This is a genomic window from Cedecea neteri, assembly GCF_000757825.1.
In the GTDB taxonomy this organism is placed as follows: Bacteria; Pseudomonadota; Gammaproteobacteria; order Enterobacterales; family Enterobacteriaceae; genus Cedecea; species Cedecea selenatireducens.
This window is the reverse complement of the sequence record NZ_CP009451.1, coordinates 2,243,940-2,258,615: the sequence shown is the minus strand read 5'-3', so window position 1 is coordinate 2,258,615 and position 14,676 is coordinate 2,243,940. Positions and strand designations below refer to the sequence as shown.

Genomic DNA, 14,676 nt, shown 5'->3' with positions numbered 1-14,676 from the left:
TCAGGGAAGAGATTGTTCCATCTCAGCGGCATTTTGCCGCATCCACTCGGCAAGTGAATCCAGCGTCGGCCGCAGAGACTTTCCCAGCGCCGTTATCTGGTATTCCACTCGCGGCGGAACCTCGGCAAACACCTGCCTGACGACCAGCCCGCGAGCCTCAAACTGGCGCAGCTGGCGCGTTAACTCTTTCTGAGTGATGGGGTTAACCGCTCGCTGCAGATCGCTGAAACGCACCGCCTCGTCAATTACGATCAGGCGGTAAAGGATAGGGATCGCCCACTTCCCCGAAATGAGATTGACGAAGCTCACCATCGGACAGCTGCTTCCGGCCTCGGGCAGCCGCGAAATATTTTTTGTCATGCCAACTCCCGGCTTACGCCAATGCGCTCAATGTGGTGCTTTAGTATCTTATTGGTGCCTACTATCTAAAGGATACTATAGCGGAAATAATGCCCTCACCAGAGATTTACGAGGAAACGATGATGGGCAGACTTAACGGCAAATACGCCTTAATTACCGGCGGCACCAGCGGCATCGGCCTGGAAACCGCGCGGCAGTTTATGGCTGAAGGCGCGACGGTGGCGATCACCGGGCGCAGCGAGCAGGGGCTACGAGAAGCCAAAACAGTTTTGGGTAATGTACACCTGATTAAAAGCGATGCCGGTGACGTTGCCGGGCAGCGCGAAGTGGCCGCGGAGTTAGAGCAGCTTTGGCCGCAGCTTGATGTGCTTTATCTCAACGCGGGAGACGTGACGCATCACTCGCTGGAGGACTGGGATGAGCAGGCGTATGACCGGCTGATGAACATTAACCTTAAAGGCCCGTTCTTCCTGATCCAGGCGCTGCTGCCTCTGTTGGCTAACCCTTCCTCGGTGATTGTTTGCGGTTCCGTCAGCGCCCGCATCGGCCTGCCGCAGACCAATGCCTACGCGGCCAGCAAGGCGGGTATTCTTTCGCTGGCGCGCACGCTGTCTGGCGAGCTGCATCCTCGCGGTATTCGGGTCAACGGACTTAGCCCTGGCCCGACGGAAACCCCGGCATTAGGAAAATTAGGCAATGGCGTTGAGGCTGACGCGCTGCGTGAAGCCATCCGCGAGCTGGTGCCGATTGGCCGCCTCGGCACCGCGCTGGAGCTGGCCAAAGCCGCCGTGTTCCTGGCGTCTGACGAGTCGGCTTTCGTGGTCGGCACCGATCTGCTGGTCGACGGCGGCGTAGGGAATTTATAGCTTTTTACCCTCACCCTCACCCTCTCCCTCACCCTAACCCTAACCCTCTCCCTGGAAGGGAGAGGGGATAAACCATGTTCCCCGCCACCTGTTTTCCCCCTCTCCCTCTGGGAGAGATACCGTCTTGTCGGTTATCCGGCAAGCGGTATTTCAGCGTTAAATTCACGCCCTGATTTCACCACCCCATAAGCCAGCTGTAGCAGCTTTCTCATTCCTGCACACACGCGTTCTTTGCCTGTCTTCCCCCTGCTCGCCATCCGGGTCATCAGGTCTTTCACCACTTCATTACATCTTCCCGCCACTACCGTAGGCATATACAGCACGCTACGCAGCTCACGGCTCCCCACTTTTGACAACCTGCTCTTTCCCTTCCACATCCCGGACTCACAACGTCGTGGGTTCAGCCCTGCATAAGCCACCAGAGCCTTACTGCTCCTGAACCGCCTCAGGTTTCCTGCGAAGGCCAGAAGACTCGTACTCAGCACATCTCCCACTCCCGGGATACTCTCCAGCAGCGCTTTGTCTTTTCTCAGGTCCGGGTCATCATCAATGTGCTGTCTGATTTTCTTTTTGGTTTCTTTTATCAGTTCATCCAGCGTGGCGATGTGCTCTTTTAACGAGCCAGTGATGACCTCATCTGCGGCCTCCAGCCTGTTCTCTTCCATCTGACGCATCTCTTCAAGATTTTTAAGATGCCGCACCAGCGCGGTCAGCTGTCGCTGGCTGAGAGGAGCCGGATGCCATTGGGCTGGCTGATACAGGGCACAATACCGTGCTATCAGGGCGGCATCGCTTTTATCCGTTTTGTTTCGGGTCAGTTCGGTGTTACTGAAGGCATGAATGCGGGCAGGGTTTTCCAGGCTGACGCGATAGCCGCCATCGGACAATGCCGTGGCGAGTTCCGTGCTGTAGCTGCCCGTCGCTTCCATACAGACATGACAGTCCCCAAAGCGGGTCAGCCAGTGAATAAACTCACGACATCCCGCAGGCGTGTTAGCAAACTTTTTAGTTTTGTATTTCTGACCAGGCAGCAGGACAGCGACATCAAATTTTAGCTTAGCAATATCAACGCCGACAGAAGTGAGGGTCATCTGATTCTCCGTAACCTTATGAATAATATCGCCAGACCATCCTTATATGTGGGTGCTCAGAGGCACAGGATACCGTTCGGTCTTGAGGCGACAGGGAATAAGGTTGCCGGGGCATAATCTCTCCCACGGGCTCGGAAGCACCAGGGCCAGGGGATGCTCACCGGCAACCTCCCGATGATCAGTCGGGGATCTTCCCCGCACTGGCGGGGAAGTTCAAGACATAAGGGCCGGGGTGAGGGTGTGGCGCAATATTCAAACGAGCTTCTGGCTGTGACCGCTGCACCATTCCCGTCAATAAAACGACACCTGAAGGCGAACATCGTCAGAAAAGTAACACTCTTATCCGTCTGTTTATTAATGGATTTAATAAGGTTTAATCATTTATTTCGCCAAAAGTACCAGCCGTTAAAAGCAAATCTGTGCCACCCCTCACTTGTGGCTTTTTTCGCCGCTACCCAGAATATATTTGGCCGCATACCGCGGACACTGCATTGATTCTCTGAGGGAAAAACGATGAAAAAAATCTTCTTATGCTGTGCTGCGGGAATGTCCACCAGCATGTTAGTGGAAAGAATGAAGCAGTCCGCGCACAGCCGCGATGTGGCGGTGGAAATTACCGCCGTTCCGGTGTCAGATTTCGACCAGATTATTGATGAAGCCGACGTCGTCCTGCTCGGGCCGCAGGTGAAGTTCCAGCTGCAAAACCTGAGCGCGGCGGCGGCACCTCACGGCGTTCCGGTGGCGGCCATCGACATGATGCATTACGGCTCAATGCAGGGTGATAAGGTGCTGGATCACGCGCTTTCGCTGCTGAAAAATGCTGACCAGGGGTCCGTATGAAATACCGTTTTCCCGACAAATTCTGGTGGGGCACGGCGACCAGCGCCACGCAGTCTGAGGGACGAGTTGAGGGTGATGGCAAGGGCGATAATATCTGGGATTACGCCTCGCACGAGTTTAACAGCCGTTTTTACAACGGCGTCACCGCTGACGATACCTCTACGTTTTACCAGCGCTGGCGGGAAGACATTCAGCTGGCGAAAAACATTGGCCTGAATTCATTCCGCACGTCGATTTCCTGGTCCCGGCTGATCCCTGACGGCGACGGGGAAGTTAATCCTCAGGCCGAGCAGTTTTATAGCGACGTGATTGATGAGCTGATTCGCCAGGGGATAGAGCCTTTTATCAATCTCTACCATTTTGATATGCCGATGGCGCTGCAGGCAAAGGGCGGATTTGAGAACCGCGAGGTGGTGGACGCTTTCGCTCGCTATGCGGGAATTTGCTACCGGCTGTTTGGCGACCGCGTGCGTTACTGGTTTACCTTCAACGAGCCGCTTATCCCCGCCGAGGCAGGTTATTTACATCCACGCCATTATCCTTACGTGACGGATTTTCGCCGTGCGGCCCAGGTGCTGCACCACATTGTTATCGCCCACTGTAAGGCGGTGGCCGCCTGGCGAGAAATGAACCTGGACGGGCAGATTGGCATCATCATGGACGTCATCCCCGTTTATCCGCGCAGCGACAGCCCGGAAGATCTGCGGGCTGCGGAAATGGCTGACCTGTTCTACACGCGCAGCATTAACGAACCGATGCTGCTTGGGCGCTACCCCGACGAGCTGGTGGCACTGCTGAAAGAATACGATGTGCTGCCGAAGGTATTGCCGGGTGACTGTGAGCTGATTGCCGCGACCCGCGTTGATTTGCTGGGCATCAATTACTATCGCCCACGCCGGGTTAAGGCGCGTGAAACTCTGCTTGAAGAGCCTCACGGGTTTGTGCCGGAGCGTTTTTTTGAAGAGTACGTGATGCCGGGGCGGCGCATGAATACCTCGCGTGGCATCGAGATTTACCCGCCCGCGCTGTACGACATCGCCATGCTGGTGAAAGAGCGCTACGGCAACCTGCCGTGGTTCGTCTCGGAAAATGGCATTGGCATCATGGACGAAGAGCAGTTCATGGTGGACGGCGAAGTGCAGGACGATTACCGCATCGAGTTTCTTCGGGAGCACTTAACCTGGCTGCATAAAGCGATGGCGGAAGGCAGCCGGTGCCTGGGCTACCAGATGTGGACCTTTATCGACTGCTGGTCGTGGCAGAACGCCTATAAAAATCGCTACGGTTTCTACCGGCTTGATTTAGCGACGCAGCAGCGTTCGCTGAAAAAGTCCGGGCGCTGGTTCTGTGGCGTGATCGAGAACAACGGGTTTGAGGAGGCTGACCATGTCGACCTTTGATAAGTTAGCCGACAAGCTGATGCCGGTGGCGAACGCTATCGGCAACCAGCGCCATATGCAGGCGATACGCAACGGGCTTATCTCTATTTTGCCGCTGACCATCGTCGGCTCTTTCTTCGTGATCCTGCTGAATATCCCGATTAAGGGCTACATGGACTTTATTGCGCCGTGGCGCGATATGCTGGACGTGCCGTTCCGCTTTACCGTCGGGCTGATGTCGCTGTACGCCGCGTTTACCATCGGCTCGTTCCTCGGTAAAAGCTACAAGCTGAACGATATCACCAGCGGCCTGCTGGCGATGCTGGCGACGTTGCTAATGATTGTGCCGGTAAATATCAAGCAGGGCGTGACCGTGGCGGGTGAAGCGGTGGCGGGGCGCTATATTCCTATTACGTCGCTAAGCTCTCAGGGGCTGTTTGGGGCGATTATCTCCTCGCTGATTGCCATTGAGATTTACCGCTTTATCAAAGTCCGCAACATCGAAATCAAAATGCCTGCGGGCGTGCCGCCGGTGGTCGCCAGCTCGTTTTCGGCGCTGTTCCCGACGCTTGCCGTGGTGCTGGTGTTCTGGATACCTCGCCACTTCCTGAACATCGATATTAACGCCATCATCAGCTACATCATTATGCCGCTGAAGGGCTTTATGACCGGCACCAACCTGTTTGGCGGGATTGTCACCCAGTTCTTTATCGACGTGTTCTGGGTGCTGGGTATCCACGGTCATGCGGTGATGGGGCCGCTGATCCGCCCGCTGTGGGATCAGGCAATCGTGCAGAATATGGAGCTGTTCCAGTCCGGCGTGAGCGCCTATGAGCTGCCGAATATTTTCACCGAGCAATTCTTCCAGTGGTACGCCCAGATGGGCGGCACCGGCTCAACGCTTGCGCTGGTGGTGCTGTTTATTCGCTCCCGCGTTATCTACCTGAAGCAGTTGGGCAAGCTGTCGTTTATTCCGGGGCTGTTCAACATCAATGAGCCAATGATTTTCGGCGCGCCGATCGTGATGAATCCGATCCTCGCGATCCCGTTTATTCTGGCGCCGATGGTGAATACCGTGGTGGTGTATCTGTTCACGATTAGCGGCCTGATCCCGCGCATGATGGTGAAGCCGCCGTTTACCCTCCCGGCCCCGCTGGGGGCGCTGATCACCACTAACTGGAACCTGATTGCCTGTGGGCTGGTGTTTATCTGCTTCTTTATCTCGCTGGCTATCTATTATCCGTTCTTCAAGGCGTACGAGAAGAAGATGCTGGAAACCGAGCTTCAGCAGAAGGAAGAAGAGGAGCAGGCTAAGGCGCTGGCTGAGGCGAAATAAATTTGCTAGTGCCCCTCACCCCGGCCCTCTCCCGGAGGGAGAGGGGGAAAACAAAAGCTATGGGAAACATTGTTTATCCCCTCGCCCTTCCAGGGAGAGGGTTAGGGTGAGGGTAAAAATAAGAAGCGAGGCACGGTTCCGGCTTAAATCGCCTCCGTTTTCTCTCCGACTGGCCAGGGGCCGGACGTCGGGAACGGCCGGAGGCTCGGGGGAATGACGGTGATTCTCCCGAGACGTTCACCAGTGCGGGGGTGACATATGAAACAGAGCTGGAAGTGAACGGAACCTCCGCTGGCCCTGCATCATCGTGGAAGAAAGCAACCTAGAACGCCGTCTCTAACTCATCCAGCACGTTATACTCGTCGTCCACCAGCAGCAGCGCTTTCCACTTATCAAACGTCAGGCACGGATGCGAGGTGCTGAACACCAGAATATCGCCGACCTGCACATCCGCGCCCGGCTTGAGTTTCAGCATAGCGTGCTGATCCATAATTCCGGTGGTTTCGAGGGTTTCGGACGGCGATGCCAGCGGCTTGCCCTGGCGGTAGTGGGCTATCGGCTGCGGCAGGCCTGCATCAAACGCGCTGTCTCGCTTGCCAAAATTCACGATTGCCCGGTCGCTTTCCGGCACTGACTGCACCATGGCCACCAGCTCCAGCGCGGAAACCAGATCGCCACCAAGATCGCAGGCGATCCGATCGCGCGCGATCAGCTGCTCCTGAGCTTCCTGATAGATACCGCCGTCGTGGGTGATGTAGCAGCCGGGGCGGATCGCAATGCGGCAGTTGGCCGGTTTCTCTGCGGCGAGCCAGATATTGCACACTACGTCATACCAGACCGAGCCTGCGCCGGTTAACAGAAATTCGCCGTCAACATAGCGCGCCATCTGGCAGGCTAATGCCGCCGCGTCTTGCAGCAACGATTCTATTTTTGGCTGTGGATTTTCGCCGTGCAGCACGCCTTCGTACAGCTCCAGGCCGCGTAAATTCAAACCGGGTAACTCAGCCACATGTTCTGCCAGCGTCAACGCCTGTTCCGTGCTGCGACAGCCGCAGCGGCCACCGGGCACGCCCAGTTCAATCAGCACGTCAAGAGTTTGGCCCTGTTGGCTAAAGAAGTCTGACAGGGCGCGGGCGTTCGTCTCGCTGTCTACGCAGCAGATGTAGTCGACCGAAGCGTGTTTATGCTTCAGTTTCGACACCAGCGCCATGTTCGCTTTCCCTACCAGCTGATTCACCATCAGCACGCGCTCGATGCCGGCGGACATCGCGATGCTGGCCTGCCATGCGCTGCCTACGCCGATGGCCCACGCCCCCGCTTTTTGCTGCTGCTGGAAGATCCACGGCGTCATGGTCGTTTTCCCATGCGGTGCCAGCGAAACGGCGCGCGCGTTGGCATAGTCTTGCATCCACCTGATGTTGTTTTTCAGAGCAGATTTTTTGATCAGGGCGGCGGGCAGGCAGACATCTTCATTGAGGACGTTGGCCGGGGAATGCATCAGGGCTGACTTATGGGGGACGAGGTTAATCTCCTGGTATTTCATAACGTATTATCTCCGGGGTTATTCTATCTTTCATATTGGGTATCATTTTTAACTTGATGTTATTTATATTAATTATTCAAATATCTTAAATTTAATGAATAAAAGTATCATTGATTTGCAAGGGTTTTGTTTAGTTTTTCACTGTTTTTATGGCTTGTAAATGGTTAACTTGCACGCAGATTATGACTGGCGTGAGGCGCAGATGAAGTTCGATTATCTCTTCAGGAATGTCACCGTGATGGACGGTTCAGGCGGTGCGGAATATCTGGCTGATGTGGCGGTGCAGGGCGAGCGTATTGCCGATATTGCGCCGTATATCTCCGGTGAGGCCACGCATGAAATCGACGGCCGCGGACGCGTGTTAGCCCCGGGATTTATTGATGTTCACACGCACGATGACATCAACGTGCTCCGCTTCCCTGAGTATCTACCGAAGATAAGCCAGGGCGTAACCACGGTTATCGTCGGCAACTGCGGCATCAGTGCGGCGGGGGCAACGATTAACTCGCAGGTGCCCGACCCGATGAACCTGTTGGGCGAGGCGCATCAGTTTGTCTATCCCACCGTTGAGGCGTATGCGCATGCCGTGGAGCAGGCACGCCCGGCTATCAACGTCGGCACGCTTGTCGGCCATACCGCGCTGCGTAATAACCAGATGGATGACCTGTTCCGCCCGGCGACGCACGAAGAGATCCTCGCCATGCGCGAGCAGCTTAAGCTGGCCCTGCAGCAGGGTGCGCTGGGATTAAGCACCGGGCTTGCCTATGCCAGCGCGTTCCAGTCCACCACCGAAGAGGTGATGGCGCTGGCGGAGGAACTGGCGGCGGAGAAGGGGATTTACACCACTCATTTGCGCTCTGAGTTTGAGCCGATTCTCGACGCGTTGGATGAAGCGTTTCGCATTGGCCGCCACGGAAACGTGCCGGTGGTGGTCTCGCACCATAAATGCGCCGGGGCGAAGAACTGGGGGCGCACGGTCGAAACGCTGAAGCTGTTCGATAAGGTGCGCGAGCAGCAGGACGTTTCCTGCGACTGTTACCCTTATTCCGCCAGCTCTTCGACGCTGGATATGAAGCAGATCACCGATGAGTTCGACATCGTGATCACCTGGTCCGAGCCGCATCCGGAGGTCGCCGGGCAGTCGCTGAAGCAAATTGCCGAGGGCTGGTCGATGTCACTTCACGAAGCGGGAAAATTACTGATGCCCGCAGGCGCGATTTATTACAACATGGACGAGCAGGACGTGCGGCGCGTGCTGCGCTACCCGGCAACGATGGTAGGGTCAGACGGGCTGCCGAACGACCCGATGCCGCATCCTCGCCTGTGGGGGGCGTTCCCACGCGTGCTGGGGCACTACAGCCGCGACGAAAAGCTTTTCCCGCTGACGCAGGCGGTGCATAAGATGACGGGGATGTCGGCGGCGCGGTTCCAACTGCCCGAACGTGGCCTGGTGAAGCGCGGCTATTATGCCGATCTGGTGTTGTTCGACCCGGCGACGGTGCGGGATGTGGCGAGCTTCAGTAACCCTAAACAGCCCGCCGCCGGCATTGAAGCGGTGATGGTGAACGGGGTGATGAGCTACGGACTCGAGCAGAAAGTGATTGGCCGGGCGGGGCGGTTCCTGCGTCGGCAGAAGTGAATATAACGTTCCCCTCACCCCGGCCCTCTCCCCAGAGAGGAGAGGGGGTAAAACGAGATAAAATCTGGTGAGGGGGAATATGTACCTTCGTCCCCTCTCCCTTCCAGGGAGAGGGTTAGGGTGAGGGTAAACTAATCCACAAGGAGCAATGATGAGCATTAAACGTTATGGCGTTGGCGGCAGTACCGGCACCGGCGGGCAGCCGCTGCCTTTTGCTAAAGCTGTCGAAGCGGCCGGATGGCTGTATGTGTCCGGCCAGACGCCGATGAAGGACGGCGAAGTGGTTGAGGGCGGAATTATCGACCAGTCACGGCTGGCGATTCAAAACTGCGTGGATATCATGACGGAAGCGGGTTACACCCTGGCCGACGTGGTGCACGTGAAGGTGTACCTGACCGATGCCCGCTATTTCCAGTCCTTCAATAAAGTGTTCCGCGACTTCTTCGGCGACCACCCACCGGCCCGCGTGTGCTGCGTGGCTGACCTGGTGGTGGACTGCAAAGTGGAAGTGGACGTGACCTGCTACCGCGCCGATCGGGGTTAATCGCCCAGCGGCTGCCTGTCTGCCCCGCCGCGATGGCTGTCCAGCGCCAGCTTGATGCGGCGCAGGCGGTCCTTCGCCTGGCTTTTGTTGGCCATCGCCAGTTCGGTGGCCAGCACGTCAATCATCGCCAGCATCGCGTAGCGCGAGGTGCTCGGCTTAAAAATGTAGTCGTTCTCGCGAATAATCAGCGGCAGTACGATGTCTGCCTGTTCAGCCAGCGGCGTACCCTGCGGGGTAATGGCGACGATTTTTGCGCCGTACTGGCGCGCAATAGCCGCGCTTTCCACTACTTCTGGCGTATAGCCTCCCAACGACAGGGCCACAACAACATCGTTAGAGGCCACCGACGCCGCCATCATTCTAGCCAGAAGACCGTCGCTTTGGCTCACCACCGGCAGGCCGAGGCGAAACAGACGGAACTGCAACTCCTGCGCACAAATCGTCGATCCGCCGCCCATGCCCAGCGCCAGGATTTGCCGCGCATTACTCAGCCAGGTCACAGCCTTGTTTAACGATTCCGGGTTTAGCGCACGGCGATTGATATCCAGCACGTTGATGATGGTTTCGTAGATGCCCTGCACGCCCTCAAGGTCCGGCACATCGAGAATAAATCTTTGGCCCACCGCCAGCGACTGGGCCAGTTTGACCTTGAGTTCTCGCACGTCTTTGCAGCCGATGGCGCGGGCAAAGCGGGTAATGGAGGCCTGGCTGGTTTGCGTCTGACGCGCCATTTCCGAAATCGGCAGCGCGGCGGCGGCCTGCACATCGTCCAGAATAAACTGCGCGATGCGCTTTTCGGTGGCGGTCAGCTCAACGAAACGGTCGGTGATGCAGGAGATAATATCGATGGTGTAGCTCATGGCGCGACCCTGGTACTTGTGCAAAAAACAGAAGGTACTTTGTACCATAAAATCGTTACCCGGGTCGCTTCAGGCGGGTTCAGGATGGCTCGCTTATCGCTTCCATTCGCCGCTGCCCGATCGTGGCTCGAATAAACGCGGCGATAAATACCAGCGCAGAGAGCACGACGATAGTAGGCGCGGGCGCGCTGTCGATAAAGAATGAAAGGTAAACGCCAAGAAACGACGTCACGATAGCCTGCACAAGCGCGACCAGCATCATGCCTTTGAACGTGCGCGTAAGCAGCGACGCGATAGCGCCTGGTGCGATAAGCAGGGATATTGCGAGGATAATCCCCACCGCCTTTAGCGCCGCGACGATGGTCAGCGACACCAGGCAGAGCAGGCCGTAGTTCAGCAGCTTAACGTTCAGGCCGGAAACCTGTGCCTGAATGGGATCGAAGGCATGCAGCAGCAAATCCCGCCATTTTAGCCCCACTACTACCACCGTTAGCAGCACGATAGCGCCTGTTTGCAGAATGTCGCTGTAGCTTACGCCCAGCATGTCGCCAAACAGAATGTGGTCGAGGTGGATATCCGGCTTCAGGTAAACGTACAGTACCAGCCCCGCGCCAAACATGCCGGAGAAGACGATGCCCATCACCGTGTCGCGCTTGATACGGCTGTTGTCCTGCAGATAGCCGGTGGCAAAGGCACAAAACAGCCCGGCCACGAAGGCACCGAGGCCCAGCGGCAGGCCGACCATCCAGGCGATCACCACGCCGGGGAAGACCGCGTGGCTCATGGCATCGCCCATCAGCGCCCAGCCTTTTAGCACCAGGAAGCAGGAAAGCAGCGCACAGGGAATGGCGACCAGCGTGGTCATGGTCAGGGCGTTGATCATAAAGCCAAACTGGAAGGGGGAAAGCAGGGTATCTAACAGGCTCATGGCGTTTGCTCCAGGCTCAGGCGGGCGCGCCGACGGTTAGCCAGCAGGCCGTGTTTGGGCGCAAACACGAAGGTCAGCAGGAAGATAAGCGTTTGCAGTACTACGATAATCCCGCCGGTAGCGCCGTCGAGGAAGTAGCTTATCCAGGTGCCGAATGCGCTGGTAAAAGTGCCTAACGTGACGGAAATAATGAGCAGCTTAGGAAAGCGGTCCGTCAGCAGATAAGCCGTTGCGCCCGGCGTCACCACCATGCAAATCACCAGAAAAGCGCCAACGGTTTGCAGCGCTGCCACGGTGGTGGCAGAAAGCAGGGTGAAGAACAATCCTTTGAGCCACAGCGGATTAAGGCCGATGGAGCGGGCGTGGTTTTCGTCGAAGAAGGTCACCATCAGGTCTTTCCACTTCAGCAGCAGAATCGCCAGCGAGACAAAACCGATAATTGCCAGCTGCACGATATCCGACGGGGCGATAGCCAGAATATTGCCGAGCACGATGGTCTGAATGTTCACTGACGTCGGGTTGAGCGACACCATAAACAGCCCAAGGCCAAAGAATGACGAGAAGATAAGGCCAATAATGGTGTCTTCGCGCAGGCGCGTGCGCTGGTTTAAAAACAGCATGGTGCCTGCAGCGAGGCCGCCGGAGAAAAATGCGCCGATGGAAAACGGCAGGCCGAGCATATAAGCGCCGGCAACGCCGGGCACGATGGAGTGGGAAAGGGCATCGCCGATGAGCGACCAGCCTTTCAGCATCAGGTAGCAGGAGAGAAAGGCGCAGACCCCGCCGACCAGCGCCGAAACCCAGATGGCGTTAAACATATAACCATAGCTAAACGGCTCGAGCAGGACGGACATTACGGCTCCCCTTTTAACGCTGCGCCGTGGATAAACGGCCTTTCGTCGTCGGTGAGCACGCTGGTTTCTTTGCCGGTTAAGGTGACGTGGCGCAGCACGCCGCTGAAGGCCAGCTCCAGGTTTGCCTGGGTAAAGGTGACGTCGGTCGGGCCGCAGGCCAGCACTGTGCCTTTCACCAGCACGGTGTAGTCGCAGTAGTCGGTTACGGCGCCGAGGTTGTGGGTCGAGACCAGCATCGTGCGGCCTTCGTCCCGCAGCTCGCGCAGCAGGCTGATGATCTGCTCTTCCGTTTTCACGTCCACCCCGGTAAACGGTTCGTCCAGCAGGATCACCTGGCCGTCCTGGGCAATCGCGCGGGCAAGAAATACACGCTTTTTCTGCCCGCCGGACAGTTCGCCGATTTGGCGCTTGCGGAAGTCGCTCATCCCTACGCGAGCGAGGGCGTTGTCTACCGCCAGCTTGTCTGCCTTACCGGGAATCCGCAGCATCCCCATATGGCCGAAACGCCCCATCATTACCACATCTTCGACCAGCACCGGGAACGTCCAGTCCACGTCCTCTGACTGCGGAACATAGGCCACCAGGTTGTTGCGTAGCGCCTTGCGCGTGGGCATATCCAGAATCGAGATGCTGCCGCTGGCCAGGCGCACAAAGCCCATGATCGCTTTAAACAGCGTCGATTTCCCTGAGCCGTTGACCCCAACCAGCGCCGCAATGGTGCCGGTCGGAATTTCAAAGCTGGCCGCCCGCAGCGCCGTATGGCCATTGCGATAGGTGACGCTGGCGTCCTGCACGACGATACCGGGACGACGACTCATTTTTTCAGCCCTTCATTGATGCCGTTAACGATGGTGCTGGTGGTGACGCGAAGCAGGTCAAGATAGGTCGGAACCGGGCCGTTTGCCGCGCTCAGGGAGTCGACATAAAGCACGCCGCCGTAATGCGCGCCGGACTCACGGGCCGCCTGGCGAGCGGGCTTATCGGAAATGGTACTTTCGCTGAAAATCGTCGGGATCTGGTATTTCCGAATGCTGTCGATCACTTTGCGCACCTGCTGCGGCGTGCCCTGCTGATCGGCGTTGATCGGCCACAGATAGAGTTCTTTCAGGCCAAAGTCGTTGGCGAGATAGGAGAATGCGCCTTCGCTGGTGACCAGCCAGCGCTTATCCGCCGGAATTTTTGCCAGCTCGTTGCGCAGGGGCTCGATGGTTTGCTGGATTTTCTGCTTGTAGGCTTCGGCGTTGCGGGTATAGGTCGCGGCGTTGTCCGGATCGTATTTAATAAACGCATCCCGGATATTATCGACGTAGATCAGCGCGTTTTGCGGCGACATCCATGCGTGAGGGTTAGGTTTGCCGTTATAAGGGCCTTCGGTGATGCCCGTGGGTTGAATGCCGGTGGTGACAACGACTTCAGGCACGCCTTTCAGGTGCTGATAAAACTTCGCGAACCAGAGTTCGAGGTTTAGCCCGTTGGTCAAAATTAGCTGAGCACCCTGCGCCCGACGAATGTCCCCTGGCGTGGGCTGGTATTCATGGATTTCAGCCCCCGGCTTGGTGATGGACTCCACGTCAGCGGCGTCTCCGGCCACGTTCTGCGCCATATCGGCGATGATAGTAAAGGTGGTGATCGCCTTAAATTTTGCCTGCGCCTGAGCGGCGCCCAATAGCATAGCCAGCGCGGCGACAGCGGCCACAATACTCTGCGTTAACTTCAGTTTCCCGGGCATCGTCTTCCCTCACGAGTGATTATAGATTCAGCGTTTATAGCAACTGCTATAAAACATAGCTGTTGCTATAATTAAATGCAAATAATTATCATTTGTGTGATTTAAACGTGGAGATAGAGCAGGTTGTTCTTTAGGCACAAATAATCTGTATGCCGAGACGGTTAATATTCCGTTCACCTCTTGTCCTGTTTTATATACAGCCATTGCACTAGTGAACGACTCGGGGAAGTCACCGTCACTTCCCCGAGACCCCGGACTCCCGGCCAAATAAATCGCCGCAAGCGGTAAACCTCCGTTTTATCTCCCAGTCCTGGGTCGGCTGAGATGCGTTCCCGACGCTCTCAGCCTCCGGCCGTTCCCGACGTCCGGACCCTGGCCAGTCGGAGAGAAAACGGAGGCGATTTAAGCCGGAACCGAGCCTCGCTTCTTATGTTTACCCTCACCCTAACCCTCTCCCTGGAAGGGAGAGGGGATAAACAATGTTTCCCATAGCTTTTGTTTTCTCCCTCGCCCCTTTGGGGAGAGGGCTGGGGTGAGGGGAAGATTTTTCCCCGGCTCTCATCGCCCCTGTTTATGACCCAACTCAGGCGGGGTTGAGCTGCCGGGAGCGGCGAAAGAGAGCGATCGTCGGGAACGAATCGCGAAGTATAAGAGACGGGGAAGAGAGAGTAGGAAAGGAATAGCTCCTCTCCCTTCCAGAGAGAGGA

Annotated in this window: 14 protein-coding genes; 6 read left to right on the top strand and 8 right to left on the bottom strand. The window is 56.9% G+C overall.

Annotated features, from left to right (window positions below):
- Window positions 1-360, bottom strand: a complete 360-nt coding sequence (locus JT31_RS10420) for a winged helix-turn-helix transcriptional regulator (protein ID WP_081948179.1) — start codon at window positions 358-360, stop codon at window positions 1-3.
- 122 nt (window positions 361-482) lie between these two features.
- On the opposite strand from JT31_RS10420, the gene JT31_RS10415 reads away from it, so the two are divergent.
- Window positions 483-1,226 (top strand): SDR family oxidoreductase, encoded by a 744-nt coding sequence (locus JT31_RS10415; protein ID WP_038476498.1) that lies wholly within the window; start codon window positions 483-485, stop codon window positions 1,224-1,226.
- Window positions 1,227-1,357: 131 nt separating this feature from the next.
- On the opposite strand, the gene JT31_RS10410 is transcribed toward JT31_RS10415, so the two are convergent.
- Window positions 1,358-2,317, bottom strand: a complete 960-nt coding sequence (locus tag JT31_RS10410) for an IS110 family transposase (protein WP_038472527.1) — start codon at window positions 2,315-2,317, stop codon at window positions 1,358-1,360.
- Between the two features lie 513 nt (window positions 2,318-2,830).
- Between JT31_RS10410 and JT31_RS10405 the strand changes: the two genes are divergently transcribed.
- From JT31_RS10405 to JT31_RS10395, 3 genes are read left to right on the top strand one after another with little or no spacing between them, the layout of a single operon-like run.
- Complete coding sequence (locus JT31_RS10405; protein WP_038476495.1) at window positions 2,831-3,157, top strand: PTS sugar transporter subunit IIB; 327 nt, start codon at window positions 2,831-2,833, stop codon at window positions 3,155-3,157.
- Window positions 3,154-4,557, top strand: coding sequence for a glycoside hydrolase family 1 protein (locus JT31_RS10400; protein WP_038476492.1), 1,404 nt, complete (start codon window positions 3,154-3,156; stop codon window positions 4,555-4,557). Before JT31_RS10405 ends, JT31_RS10400 begins: the two co-directional genes overlap by 4 nt.
- Window positions 4,544-5,872, top strand: a complete 1,329-nt coding sequence (locus JT31_RS10395) for a PTS sugar transporter subunit IIC (protein ID WP_038476489.1) — start codon at window positions 4,544-4,546, stop codon at window positions 5,870-5,872. Before JT31_RS10400 ends, JT31_RS10395 begins: the two co-directional genes overlap by 14 nt.
- A gap of 322 nt (window positions 5,873-6,194) precedes the next feature.
- Here the strand turns inward: JT31_RS10395 and JT31_RS10390 are convergent, their stop codons facing one another.
- Entirely contained in the window at window positions 6,195-7,415 is a 1,221-nt protein-coding gene (locus JT31_RS10390) for an amino acid deaminase (RefSeq protein ID WP_038476485.1), read from the bottom strand.
- 202 nt (window positions 7,416-7,617) lie between these two features.
- Between JT31_RS10390 and JT31_RS10385 the strand changes: the two genes are divergently transcribed.
- Window positions 7,618-9,054: an N-acyl-D-amino-acid deacylase family protein gene (locus tag JT31_RS10385; RefSeq protein ID WP_038483005.1), complete on the top strand. Its 1,437-nt coding sequence runs from the start codon at window positions 7,618-7,620 to the stop codon at window positions 9,052-9,054.
- A 151-nt stretch (window positions 9,055-9,205) separates the two neighbouring features.
- On the top strand, window positions 9,206-9,598 hold the full coding sequence (locus JT31_RS10380; RefSeq protein WP_038476481.1) for a RidA family protein: 393 nt from the start codon (window positions 9,206-9,208) through the stop codon (window positions 9,596-9,598).
- Here JT31_RS10380 and JT31_RS10375 read toward each other — a convergent pair.
- The 5 genes from JT31_RS10375 to JT31_RS10355 form a co-directional block, all read right to left on the bottom strand.
- On the bottom strand, window positions 9,595-10,458 hold the full coding sequence (locus JT31_RS10375) for a MurR/RpiR family transcriptional regulator (protein WP_038476478.1): 864 nt from the start codon (window positions 10,456-10,458) through the stop codon (window positions 9,595-9,597). The two genes, JT31_RS10380 and JT31_RS10375, sit on opposite strands and share 4 nt — an antisense overlap.
- A 79-nt stretch (window positions 10,459-10,537) precedes the next feature.
- Window positions 10,538-11,386, bottom strand: a complete 849-nt coding sequence (locus tag JT31_RS10370) for a metal ABC transporter permease (protein ID WP_038476476.1) — start codon at window positions 11,384-11,386, stop codon at window positions 10,538-10,540.
- On the bottom strand, window positions 11,383-12,240 hold the full coding sequence (gene sitC / locus JT31_RS10365) for an iron/manganese ABC transporter permease subunit SitC (RefSeq protein ID WP_008453328.1): 858 nt from the start codon (window positions 12,238-12,240) through the stop codon (window positions 11,383-11,385). The genes JT31_RS10370 and sitC overlap by 4 nt, the downstream gene beginning before the upstream one ends.
- Complete coding sequence (locus JT31_RS10360; protein WP_038476473.1) at window positions 12,240-13,058, bottom strand: manganese/iron ABC transporter ATP-binding protein; 819 nt, start codon at window positions 13,056-13,058, stop codon at window positions 12,240-12,242. The genes sitC and JT31_RS10360 overlap by 1 nt, the downstream gene beginning before the upstream one ends.
- Window positions 13,055-13,969, bottom strand: coding sequence for a metal ABC transporter substrate-binding protein (locus JT31_RS10355; protein WP_038476471.1), 915 nt, complete (start codon window positions 13,967-13,969; stop codon window positions 13,055-13,057). The genes JT31_RS10360 and JT31_RS10355 overlap by 4 nt, the downstream gene beginning before the upstream one ends.
- Between the last annotated feature and the right edge of the window lie 707 nt (window positions 13,970-14,676).